The organism is Thiocystis violacea (genome assembly GCF_016583565.1).
Taxonomy (GTDB): domain Bacteria; phylum Pseudomonadota; class Gammaproteobacteria; order Chromatiales; family Chromatiaceae; genus Thiorhodococcus; species Thiorhodococcus violaceus_A.
Map to the genome: position 1 here is coordinate 81,362 of NZ_NRRF01000004.1, position 12,104 is coordinate 93,465.

Genomic DNA, 12,104 nt, shown 5'->3' on the forward strand with positions numbered 1-12,104 from the left:
GCCCGACAGTGCCTGATAAGGCTTCACTTGCGCCCCGTCAGGAAATGGCAATTTTTGTTGATGTTTCGGTGTGAAGAGAGCGCAGTCGGCCCGCGAAGACCGATGAGCGCCTACCGATCAGAGAGGGGAGATGGCCGCCTGTGCGGCCTGTCGCGCGCGCCTGTCGCGACAAGCGGCGACAGGCGCGTTCCAGACAGCGCGCTGCGGCAGCCGCGCGCGCGAGAGGGCGTCAGCCCGCCAAGGATGCCTGTGTGGCCGAGACACGCTCGACCGAGACCCGTTCTTCCCCGGCATTGCGCGCGGCGCGCTCGGCGGCGTCGCGCAGGCGTTTCGCGGCCGAGATACGCACCAGCACGGGCTGAGAATCCACGATGCGATCGAAGATGGCCCGTGCATCCTCGTCCCACGGCAGCTCTCGGTGCAGTCGAGCCGGCGTTGGGTCGACCTTATCCAGGTCCGTCCCCAGCGGCAGGATGTTGAAGAGGGCGTCGAAGAGGGCGTTACAGACCTCTTGGACCAGATAGGTGGCCCCGGCATACCCCATGAACGGCGTCCCCGTATGACGGCGGATGACGGTCCCCGGGAAAGAGGCCGGGATGTAGGTCGCGCGGGCGCCGATCTCGGAGAGATACATGCGCTCGTTATAGCTGCCGAAGACGATCAAGGGCGTCTTCTCACGCACCGTTTGGCGAATGATGTCGTTGTCCGGCTTCACCCCCGCCTTGCGGGCAAAGGCGAAATTGCAGGGCAAACCCAGCTCGCCCTCCAAGAAATGTTTAAGTCCGCGCGTGTAGGTCTCGGTGGCGGCGACGCCGAAGCTCGCCGTGCCGAAGAAGTCCTGGGTCACCGAGCGCCACAGATCCCAGATGGGCTTGATGGTGGTGTGCTTCTCTTGCTCGATGAAAGGCTCTGGATCCAGCTCGAGGATCTCGCCGAGCGCACGCAGGAACTTAGTGGTGCTGTGAAGACCAATGGGCGCCTGCAGGAAGGGCCGCTCGAGCGCCTCGCAGAGCGTGCGCCCCACCTCGCGGTACATGCAGACATTGGCGTCGGCGTCGGCCAGCTTGCCGACATCCTCCAGATGACTGCCAAGCGGAAAGGTCATGTTGACCTCGGCCCCGATACCCTCGATCAAGCGACGGATCTCAGCCACGTCCGAGGGCGTGTTGAACATGCCGTACATGGGGCCAATGAGATTGACCTTGGGTCGCTCATCGGCGCCGCGCTTGCGCTTCGGGACCACAGCCTTCTTGGGTCCGTACTGCGTCCAGAGCCAATACATGGCGCGATTGGCGCTCTGCCATTGATCCTCGTCGATGGTGCGTGGCAGGAAGCGGACGATATTGGTCCCCTCCGGCGTGACGCCGCCACCGATCATCTCGGCGATCGACCCCGTCACCACCACCGCCGGCTGCGTCGGATCCAGGGTCTTGTAGGCCCGCCGCATCGCCTGCTCGGTCCCGCTCTGCCCCAGCTCCTCTTCTCCGAGCCCGGTGACGACAACCGGAAGCTCATGTGGCGGCAAGCCGTCGGTGTAATGCAGGACGGCTGTGACGGGCAGGTTCTCGCAACCGACAGGGCCGTCGATGATGACTTGCAGCCCCTTGATGGCGGTAAACACGTAAACAGAGCCCCAGTAACCGCCCGCGCGGTCGAGGTCATTGATCAACATCGGTAAAACGTCCTCTATCAGGGACCAGAAACCTTGGGAGACGGCGACGCGGCGAGCGCCGTACGATCGGCATCGCCAGAGGCGCCGGAACTAGCCCGAAGCGGTCGTGCCGCCCGCCCCGAGATTGGACGGGACAACAGAATGAATGGCCTCTTCTTGCCGTGGTTTCAGCGCTTCTCACCATGCCGTCATCCCGCCGAGCCGCTCTGGAAAGCGACGCCTGGGGTCGGAGCGGCCCTCACTCGGGCTGTTTGACAACCCTGCGGCTTGGCTTAGGCACGCGCTTCACAGGCTTCTCCTGCCAGATCCCGCTCGTATCGCCCTCGCCCACCCCTTCGAAAAAGGCGCGCATCACACTGAACCGCTCCTTGTTCGCGAGGGCCGCATTGATCACCTGTGCCAGGGAGCCAGCGCCTGCCGGCCCCATCAGCGGCCGCGCCGAGATGAGGTTGGTGAAATAGAGCGCCGGAATCTCCATTTCCTTGGCCGCTTGAACGACGGGCGTCGTGCCGATGGCCAGATCCGGCTCCAGGGACTTGACGGCCGCCAGGTCCTGCTCCAGCGAGGCACGGAACTGCACCGGCACACCGCGCGCCTCCAGCCAGGCGAGATCCGATTCGTTCCAAGGCGTTCGAGGACAGGCCGTTCCCACATAGGGCACCTCAGCCCCCGACTCGATCAGCAGGCGCGCGACCAGCAGCTCGGAGCCCTCGTAGCCGGAGACGATGATTCGCCCCTTGACCGGCATCGCCGACAAAGCGCCATCGATCGCCGGCAGGAACTTGTTCTTGGCTGCATCGACCTTCTCCTGCGCGATCCCGCAGGCCTGGCCGATGGCATCCAACCACGCCGCCGTCCCATCGCGCCCCACGGGCGCCGAACCCACGATGGGTCGGCCGGCCGCCGCCAGCTCGCGGCAGGATGCGGTGTATTGGGGATGGATCGCCGCCGCGACGCGGCAGTCGAGCGCCGCGTAGAGTTCGCGCCACTCGCGGGTCGGCACCACTGGCCCGACCGCCAGACCGAGCGGCTCCAGCATCATGCCGATACCGACCGGGTCAGCCGGAAACATCTCGCCCAACAGGGTGACGGTCGGACGCTCGCTGCGCCCACCGCGCGGGGCTTGCACCGGCCCCTGCTCCGCCTCATGGCGCGCGTACTGGAGCATGGCACCGGCCATGACATCCTTCGCCTCGGCGTGGGTCGGCACGCCAAAACCCGGCACGTCGATCCCAAGGATGCGCACGCCATTGACCTCCTTGGGCAGCAGCCGCAAGGGGACGCCGGAGGCCGTGGGCACGCAGAGGTTGATGGCGACGATCGTGTCGAGCCGCTCCGGATCGGCCAGCTTGAGGACAGCCTCGCGCGCATCCTCGAAGAGCCGCCCCGAGACCAGCGACTCCGAGTCGAAGGGCACATAGCCGACGGAGCGACGCGCGCCGTAGAAGTGAGAGGTGAAGGTCAGGCCGTAGACACAACATCCCGAGCCAACCAGCACCATGGCGGTGCGCCGCATGCGCAGCCCGACGCGCAAGGCGCCAAAGGCCGGGCACATGGTCTGCGGCTGGTCGTGCGGACCGGCCGGATAGTCGGCCGCCAGCCGTTGGAGCAGCTCGGCGTTCCCGGACGCCGCCGCAGCGGACTTCAGCGTCTCGGCGCTCGCACAGCCGCCCCCCTCTGGGGCTTGATCATTGTCGGTCATCGAAGGCTCCCGCTGCAGACTCAGACGTCGTCATAGACGACTTCGAGCGATGGCTTGGCGATCGCCGCCGCGTCACACATGTCCTCCGGCCGCGCCGGCTCCAGGACGACATGCCGGCCGACCTCATCACCCTTGAAGAGGTTCAGCAGATCCTCATGCTCCAGCGGCTTGGGCCGTACCGGAGGCGCCTCGGCGACATTGGTCGCCAGTTCCGCGAACAAGGGGCCCCATTCCCCATCCGGGCGGCCGATGATTTCGTAGTTCGCGCTCTTGCGCCGAATCTCCTCATGCGCCGGGATGGTCGCAAGGACCGGGATGCCGACGGCCTTGGCAAAGGCCTGCGCCTCGCCCGTGCCGTCGTCCTTGTTGATCACCATGCCCGCCACGCCCACGTTGCCGCCCAGACCGGTGAAATATTCCACTGCCGAGCAGACGTTGTTTGCGACATAGAGCGACTGGAGATCGTTGGAGCCGACGACGATGACCTTTTGACAGAGGTCGCGCGCAATGGGCAGACCGAAGCCGCCACAGACCACGTCGCCGAGGAAATCCAACAACACGTAGTCGAAATCCCACTCGTGGAAGCCCAACCCCTCAAGCAGCTCGAAGCCGTGGATGATGCCGCGCCCCCCGCAGCCGCGCCCAACCTCGGGACCACCCAGCTCCATCGCAAAGACGCCGTCGCGCTTGAAGCAGATATCACCGATGGTCACGACCTCGCCAGCACGCTTCTTCTCGCTGGAGGCGCCAAGAATCGTCGGGCAATTACGCCCGCCGAAGAGCAGCGTCGCCGTATCGCTCTTGGGATCGCAGCCGATCAGCAGGACCTTCTTACCCTGTTGGGCCATCATGTAAGAGAGGTTGGCCAGGGTGAAGCTCTTGCCGATGCCACCCTTGCCGTAGATGGCGATGATTTGCGTCTCCTTGACCGCCGGCGCCGCAGCCGGATCCGTGGTTGCTTGCCGCGACGCTGCGAGCGCCGGACCTTTGACGGGTACATTCACGAAATGGATCTCCAATCAAGAATCATCTTCAGGCAGCTGGGATCACCGAATGCCGTGCGATAGGCGCCGTCGGCCTCGGTCGCGGGCACACGATGGGTGATGAGCCCATCCAGGGACAGACGGCCGGACTCCAGGAGCGACCGAACCGCGGCGAGATCCGCCGGCTGAAACTCGGCCGCGATCCGGAAACGCGCCTCGCGCATGAAGGCGGGCGGGAAGGTGAAAGACACCGGCTGGCTGTAGAAGCCACCGAGCACGATCTCTCCGCCCCGGGCCATCCGCGCGACGAGGCTGTCCAATATCTTCGGATCACCGCTCATATCGCAGATGCTGCGGTAATCGCGCCGCTGATCCTCATCCGGCGACATGACGTCATAGCCGAAACCATCGGCACCCGACCGGCGAACCGGATTGGTCTCCCAAACGACGGGGCGCGAACCCTCGCCCAAGGCCGCGATGCGCGCCAGTAAGCGCCCCAGCACGCCATGCCCTACGATCAGCTCGACATGCGGCGACGCCGGCCCGGCGATCGCGTGATAAGCCGTCGCCGCCAGCGCCAAGAGAACGGCCTGCTCGCCCAGCGCATCCTCGACAACCAGCAGACGCTTGCCCGGCACCACGACCCGCGAGGCCGCGCCGCCGAACAAGCCGCGCACCTCGCCGTAGCAGACGGCCCCGGGTACGAAGACTCGTTGATCGACCTGCAGACCGGACTCCGCCCCTGCGAAGACGACGCGGCCGACCGACTCATAGCCGGGCACCAGCGGATAGCCCATCCCCGGAAACTCGGGCATGCGCCCAGACCAGAGCAGTCGCTCGGTTCCCGTACTGATGCCGCTCCACTCGATATCGACCACGACGTCGGCGTCGGTTGGCGGTGTCAGCGCGAGCCGACGCAGTGAGAGGCGCTCCGGCTCCTCTAGCACGACCGCCAGGGCTTCGAGATTCGGGATAGTAGCGTTCAAGGCGTGACTCACACAGGCTGGATCTAGTAAGCGCGACAGTTTAACGAAAGTTGACTGTCAGTCTAGGGCACTCGGTGCGGATGTTGAACTGAGCTGGATGCCGCGAGCGCGGACTCAGGTCAGTCCGAGCGGCGCGCCACCATGACTTGCGTCAAGAGCGGCAGACGGGTCGGCAGCTGGCGCACCCCGCCGAAGCCCGCTGCGCGTAGCATCTGCTTCAACTCGGACGGAGCGCGCGGCCGACCGCTGCCCATGGCGAGCAGATAGAAGCCGAAATAGGCGTCGCCAATCCGCTCGACACCGGGCGTTCCAGACATCGGCTCGGCGACGAGCAGCCGCCCGCCCGCTGGCAGGGCGCGACACGCCGAGCGGAGGAAGTCCTGGGCGACATCGTCGTCGTGATCGTGCAGCACGCGCACCAAGGAGACGACATCCGCGCCTTCCGGCAGCGGATCGCGCAGCGCGTCCCCGCCGATGGCCGTCGCCCGATCGGACAGACCCTCGCGCTCGAAGCGCGCCCGCGCGCGCTCGGCGACGGCCGGCAGGTCGAAGAGGATCACCCGCAGATGCGGCCAGCGTTTGGCGGCCGTCACCAGGAAGGTGCCATCGCCTCCGCCCACGTCGAGCAGACATTGATGATCCGCGAGGGAGTAGGCATCGACCACGTCGAAGGCGAGCAGCCGCTGAGAATCGGCCATCAGTTCACTGTAGCCACCGACCGCCTGCTCCGCCACCGCGGCCGGATGCTCGGTGCCGACATAGGCCCAGTACTTCAGCAACTCGCGCTCGCCGACCTCGCCCCTCAACAAGGCGACCGGATCCCGCAGATCCGCATAGGCCATGGCGTGATGCGAAACCATGGCGGTGATCCCGGAATTACCGAGCACGGCGGCCCCCAACTGGCTGAGCGCAAAGCGGTCACGCCCGCGCGCCTCGGCCAGCCTCAGACTCACTGCCGCACGCAGCAGTCGGCGCGCACCCTCGGGCGGGAGATCCAACCGACCGGCCAGCTGCTCGACCGACTGCACGCCCTCGGCCAGGATCTCGAAGAGCCGCAGCTGCACACAGGCGTAGAGGATCTGGGAGTAGACGAACCCGGCGGCGATATCGAACAGCTCGCGCGACTGGCGCCGCGCGATCCAACGCGTCAGGGGGAATGCAACGGCCCAGCGTTGAAAACCAGGATTCGAGAGCACACGATTGCGCAAGGAAAGGAGGGAACTAGGGAGCCACATACATGCTACGACCGAGTCTTGCCTCAGGCAGCCGCATTCGGCGACCTTGGCATATTTCCAGAGCCGCCGAAGTCAGAGCAGAGCCGTCAGGCCGCGCGCTGAGCCAAATTCTTCGGCATGATGTGGCGCGATTCCGCCATTAGGACCTCGGCCAATTTTTCCTGACCTGGGCAGGGAGGAATGGCGTCGATCGCGCCCTTGACCAGTTGACGCAGCCGATCGATGGCCCCATCGACGCCGAGTTCACCGGCAGCGCTTGGGCGGTTGAGCACGGCATCGCGACCCACTGGCTTACCGACCTCCTGAGCACTGGCGGCGACGTCGCGAAGGTCGTCGGCAACCTGATACGCCTCGCCGATGAGGTCACCCACCACGCGCCAGACGTCGGCGTCCTCACCCGCGACCTGCGCACCCGCGGCAGTCGCGGCCGCAAACAGCGATCCTGTCTTGGCGCGATGGTAGTCCTCGACCGAGACACGCGGCTCGCATTCCCAGGCCTGGCCGGCCGTAATGCCGTAAGGCATACCAACCGAGCGACCGACCGTCAGCAACAGAGGCGCCAGACGCTCAGGCGTGGACGCTAGGCTGCGAGCGAGGTGCTCGAAGGCGAGTATGATAAGCGCGTCACCAGCCAGAACGGCCAGCGGCTCGCCGAAGGCACGATGCACCGAGGGCAAGCCGCGGCGCAACGGCGAATCATCGAAACAGGGCAGATCATCATGCACCAGGGAGGCACAGTGCAGCAGCTCGATCGAGGCCCCCACGGCATCAGCCGCCGCATAGTCGGTGCTACCACAGGCTGCGGCCACCGCCAGACAGAGCCGGGGACGCACGCGCGCACCGCCCGGAAACACTGCGTGTCGCACTGCCTCAGCCAAGCGCGGGGGACAACCGGGGACAGCCACGGTATCTATGGCAGCGGCCAAGGCCTGCTCGATTCTAGTTGTGGCATCCATCGGTGCTCCCTCGCTAACCGCGGTCGAATGTAAGGAATAATGGACACTTAAGTGTGTCACGTACAATAGACATCTACACCCGATGCGTCAACGCGAATCGGGAGGAGGCCATGATCGTATGTCCAGGAAAAATGTCATCGTCGTCGGGGCTGGCATCGGCGGACTCGTCGCCGCCGTCCAGCTCGCCGCGCGAGGGCTCCAGGTCCAGGTGCTCGAGCGCGCCGGCACACCGGGCGGCAAGATGCGCGAGATCACCCTTGGAACACACCGCATTGACGCCGGACCCACGGTGCTCACCATGCGCCGAATCTTCGAGGACATCTTCGCCGACGCGGGCGCCACGCTCGAAGACTATCTAACGCTGGAGCCGCTGGAAATCATAGCACGGCACGCTTGGAGCGAGCATGAGCGCCTGGACCTCTTCGCGGACCACGAGCGCACCGTCGATGCGATCGGCGACTTCGCCGGCGCGGCGGAAGCCAAGGGCTATCGCGCCTTCCGCGATCGCGCGCGCATGATCTACGAAACGCTCGAGACGACATTCATCCACGCCCCTCGCCCAAGCTTTTTCGGACTCATGAAACGCTGCGGGCTGCGCGGCTTCGGCGGACTGAGCGGGGTCAAGCCCTACGACAGCCTCTGGGACATACTCGGAGACTACTTCAAGGATCAACGCTTGCGCCAGCTGTTCGGGCGCTATTCCACCTACTGCGGCTCCTCGGCCTTCCAGGCACCCGCAACGCTGATGCTGATTGCGCATGCCGAGCAGCAAGGCGTCTGGTCCGTCGCCGGCGGCATGCAGCAGGTTGCATCCGCGCTCGCCCAGCTCGCGGAAAAGCATGGCGCAAGCATCGAGTACCACCAAGAGGTGGTCGAGATCCTCACCGAGCACGGACACAGCAGCGGAGTGCGACTTGCGAATGGCGATGTCCGCGCGGCGGACGCCGTAGTCGTCAACGCGGACCCCGCCGCCCTCTCCCAAGGCCGGCTCGGCAAGGGAGCGAGCCGCGCCGTGCCACCCATCCGACCGGCCGGCCGCTCCCTGTCCGCCATGACCTGGTGCCTGAGCGCCGAGACCCAGGGCTTCCCGCTGGCTCGGCACAACGTCTTCTTCGGGCGCGACTACGCCGCCGAGCTCGACGACGTCTTCAAGCACGCTCGACTGCCACGCAACGGGACGGTTTATGTCTGCGCTCAAGACCGCGGCATTGGCGAATCGAGCAGCTTGCACGGCACCGAGCGCCTCTTACTCCTACTCAACGCCCCCCCAATCGGCGACAAGCACAGGTTCGACGCAGCCGAGATCGCTCAAAGCGAGGAACGCGTCTTCTCTCACCTGGAGCACTGCGGCCTACGCGTGCTCAGAACGCCGGAGAACTGCCAGGTCACGACGCCCACCGAGTTCGAGCGCTTCTTTCCCGCGACAGGAGGGGCACTCTATGGGCAGGCGTATCACGGATGGACAGCGGCGTTCAAGCGCCCAGCCTCGCGCACGCGCATCCCACGCCTCTACCTAGCAGGCGGGAGCACGCATCCGGGGGCCGGCATTCCCATGGCGGCGGTGTCGGGTCGACTGGCGGCGGCCAGCCTGATCGAGGATCTCGATTCGAGTTGAAGAGGTCGGTCGGGGTTCGGGCTGGAGCGTCCAGCCCGTTCTGGGCGTAGCCATGAGCAATGCGCGCCGGAGAGCTTCTGCAGACTGGGCGGACGTCAGGAGCCCACCACGCGCCGTTTGGTCGGGCCTCGCCCCTCGGCCCAACCGACTCCAACATCCGCCGTGGTCACAACCACCCTTTCCAGCCCGCACGGAGCCCAGCTTGCTTCAGCTCAATGCCCGAGGTATCCGGAACGGCAGCAGCGTTTGCACCCAGCGCGAGCTGAAGCGGTCAAGACAGACGCTCTCATGCATCGCCGTCACCGGCTCGCCGAGCAGGTGGGTCTCCAGCACCGAGCGCGTATAGAACGGCGTGTCCTCCAGGGTCTCGGTCACGCGTGCGGTGTGGTGCGGGTCCACCCGCGTGCCGCGCCGCATCAGCCAGGCCGTATTGGGCAGCCGCACGCGCGGTGGCGCCTCGAAATGCTCGACGCCACCGGTCGGAGCAAAGCGCAGTGCTAGCGGTGGCTTATCCCCCTCGCGCTGCGTCACGTCATACAGAATCGCCGTACCACCATCCTTCAGCATCGCGCGCGACCACTCCCAACGCTGGAACGCCCTCTCCAACGGCTCAACGCCCCAGTTGGAATCGAGGTATCCGCTGCCAGACCAGCGTAAAGAGGGCTGATCGAACTCGACTTCGACATGCGCGCGCGGGGCGATCGGCGCCCAGTAGTGGTGTCCCGCATTGTCGAGGTTGTACGGCTGGCCCGCCACCACGCTCGGATAGACCCGCACCGTTCCGCGGATGCGCGAGGGCAGCGGCACCGTCACCTCATCGATCTGAATGGTCAAACTGGTTCCGTCCCAGGACAACGAGCTCGGCCCGAGCTCCAGCCTGGAGGCGTCTCGCCGCAGCGCGGAGTGGCCCCGCTCGGTCATGCTCCAGCGTTTGCACTCGCCGTACAGCGCGACGTTCAGCGAATTGTGGTTCAGCGGATCACTGTCGCCGAGCCGGCGCGCCTTGGCGTAGTAGGGGGAAAAGCAGCTCCCGAGCTGAGCGATGAGCGTGATCCCATGCCGTCCGTCGTCGCTCAAGGCATCGACATACCACCAAAGATACCCCTCCGGCATGACCGACGCATCGAAGCGTGGCCCGAGTCCAGGCTCGCAGGCGCGGATCAGAGTGTCCTCATCGCCGTTAACAGGCGGTGCATTGTCAGCCCGCAAGGCTCCGGATTGCTGAAAGTCTATTGTTCGCATAGCGCCATCTCCGATGCGGCATCACCATCTGATGCGATATCACCACCAGTATGAGGTTGGCTTGGCCACCATCCAATAGAGTCCAGCCAGCAGCGGCACCGTCGAGAGGAGCCCCCAAACCAGCCAGGTGCGGCTGTACTTCCGATACTCTGGCGGCACCTCGCCGATGACCGCGAACTCCTGCGCGAGGCGAGCCTGCTTGATCTGGAGCGGCACCAGAATACCTAGCCACACGGCTCCCGCCACAGCTAGCGCGAGCTGCCCCAGAACGAGCCAGGGTGTGCTGAACAGAGGCCAGTGACCCACGAGGGCGGCACCATAACCGCCGATGACAAGGAGAAAACCGCCAGCCAGAGTGAACGAATAGTCAGTCACGGTCACCAGCCACTGAGCGAACGCCATGATCTGCGTCTTGTTCGTCCGATCCGCAAACACTTTCCACAGAGCCGTGACGGTTACGTTTCCCGCCATCAGAATCAACCCTAGAATATGCAGAGACTTAAAAAACGCATACAACATGATTCAAACTCACCGCTTAGGCTGGAGGACAGAGTGGGTTTCCGACTCTCCAGGCAAGCAGACACATGCCACGCTCTCATGAAGAAGCGTCAGTGGCTGGGGTTAAACCGGAGCGAGTCGGATGCCTATCAGGCATGCCCAGTTAGGAGGCGCTGTCGGCCTCGGGTCGAGCAGATTACTTCGTTTGGCCTGGCCAATCACTGCGTTGCGGCCGGATTATAGTGCTGGGTATCCAGGTTGTATAGGCGTTACCCACAGCACTCCGATAGCGGTTGGCGTCATTATGCTAGACTCCTGCCCGCGAGAATTTGCAGCGCCGAGGCGGATCAGTGGCTTCCGCATCGGCGGTCATCGGTGCGCTGTTGGGCATCGCGGATCGGCCAGCACATTAGGAGGCCTGTTTTGAAAGTTGTTGTATTTGGGGCGACCGGCAAGGCCGGCCGCACGGTAGCTTTGAACCTGCTCGCCGCCGGACATGAGGTAACCGCCTTTGCCCGCGATCCGGCGAAGTTCTCCGCGCACACCTACACAGGGCTTGCCATCATCAAGGGCGATGCCCTGAACGCCGACGATGTGGCGTCAGCCGTGACCGGTCAGGACGCGGTCATCGTCAGCCTGGGTGACTCCCTCGACCCCATCGTCCTGAAGCTGGGAGCCAGACTGGGAATCAAGCGCAACACCCCGCCCAACATCTGCGAGGTCGGCACAGCCAATGTGATCGCCGCAATGGAAGCAGCCTCGGTCAAGCGCCTGATCTGCGTCACCTCCTACGGCGTCGGCGACACGCGCGACAGGTTGTCGCAGGTGTTCAAGCTGTGGTTCCGCGCACTGCAGCTGGGCGAACAGCTGGCCGACAAGGAGCGGCAGGAACAGCTGGTCAAGGCAAGCAGCCTGGACTGGACACTGATCCAACCCGTTGGCCTGACCGACGGCGCCGCCACGGGGCGCTGGGTTGCCAGCACCTCGGGCGACAGACGCAAGCGAACCGTCAGCCGGGTCGATCTCGCCGACTTCATTGCCCAAGTCCTAGAGGGTGGCCACTACCTGCGGAAGACGGTCGTCTTGTCGCAACTCACCATATCCGAACGAGATTTCGCGACAGATACGACGACGGCACATACCACTTAAACCGCCGCTCGGCAGCCTGGACGCATTCTTTCGCGCGCCAGGCACCGACGATCGCGCCGAACGCGA

Annotated in this window: 10 protein-coding genes; 2 read left to right on the top strand and 8 right to left on the bottom strand. The window is 65.0% G+C overall.

Annotation, left to right across the window (positions count from 1 at the left end):
* Window positions 1-229: 229 nt before the first annotated feature.
* From bchZ to CKO23_RS02780, 6 genes are all read right to left on the bottom strand, one after another.
* Window positions 230-1,672: a chlorophyllide a reductase subunit Z gene (gene bchZ / locus CKO23_RS02755; RefSeq protein ID WP_200328222.1), complete on the bottom strand. Its 1,443-nt coding sequence runs from the start codon at window positions 1,670-1,672 to the stop codon at window positions 230-232.
* A 238-nt stretch (window positions 1,673-1,910) separates the two neighbouring features.
* Complete coding sequence (bchY, locus tag CKO23_RS02760) at window positions 1,911-3,374, bottom strand: chlorophyllide a reductase subunit Y (protein ID WP_200328223.1); 1,464 nt, start codon at window positions 3,372-3,374, stop codon at window positions 1,911-1,913.
* Window positions 3,375-3,394: 20 nt separating this feature from the next.
* Window positions 3,395-4,378, bottom strand: coding sequence for a chlorophyllide a reductase iron protein subunit X (locus CKO23_RS02765; protein ID WP_200328224.1), 984 nt, complete (start codon window positions 4,376-4,378; stop codon window positions 3,395-3,397).
* Window positions 4,375-5,343, bottom strand: coding sequence for a chlorophyll synthesis pathway protein BchC (gene bchC / locus CKO23_RS02770; RefSeq protein ID WP_207168401.1), 969 nt, complete (start codon window positions 5,341-5,343; stop codon window positions 4,375-4,377). The genes CKO23_RS02765 and bchC overlap by 4 nt, the downstream gene beginning before the upstream one ends.
* Window positions 5,344-5,462: 119 nt before the next feature.
* Window positions 5,463-6,539 (bottom strand): methyltransferase, encoded by a 1,077-nt coding sequence (locus CKO23_RS02775; RefSeq protein ID WP_346014551.1) that lies wholly within the window; start codon window positions 6,537-6,539, stop codon window positions 5,463-5,465.
* A 125-nt stretch (window positions 6,540-6,664) separates the two neighbouring features.
* Window positions 6,665-7,534: a polyprenyl synthetase family protein gene (locus tag CKO23_RS02780; RefSeq protein WP_200328226.1), complete on the bottom strand. Its 870-nt coding sequence runs from the start codon at window positions 7,532-7,534 to the stop codon at window positions 6,665-6,667.
* Between the two features lie 118 nt (window positions 7,535-7,652).
* Between CKO23_RS02780 and crtD the strand changes: the two genes are divergently transcribed.
* Window positions 7,653-9,149 carry a 1-hydroxycarotenoid 3,4-desaturase CrtD gene (gene crtD / locus CKO23_RS02785; protein ID WP_200328227.1) on the top strand — a complete coding sequence of 499 codons (1,497 nt, stop codon included), beginning with the start codon at window positions 7,653-7,655 and terminating at the stop codon, window positions 9,147-9,149.
* 207 nt (window positions 9,150-9,356) lie between these two features.
* Here the strand turns inward: crtD and CKO23_RS02790 are convergent, their stop codons facing one another.
* Entirely contained in the window at window positions 9,357-10,391 is a 1,035-nt protein-coding gene (locus tag CKO23_RS02790; RefSeq protein WP_200328228.1) for a carotenoid 1,2-hydratase, read from the bottom strand.
* A 39-nt stretch (window positions 10,392-10,430) separates the two neighbouring features.
* Entirely contained in the window at window positions 10,431-10,910 is a 480-nt protein-coding gene (locus CKO23_RS02795; RefSeq protein WP_200328229.1) for a DUF2269 family protein, read from the bottom strand.
* A gap of 354 nt (window positions 10,911-11,264) precedes the next feature.
* On the opposite strand from CKO23_RS02795, the gene CKO23_RS02800 reads away from it, so the two are divergent.
* A complete protein-coding gene (locus CKO23_RS02800) occupies window positions 11,265-12,038 on the top strand; it encodes an NAD(P)-dependent oxidoreductase (protein ID WP_346014552.1) in 774 nt (257 codons plus the stop codon).
* Window positions 12,039-12,104 lie beyond the last annotated feature (66 nt).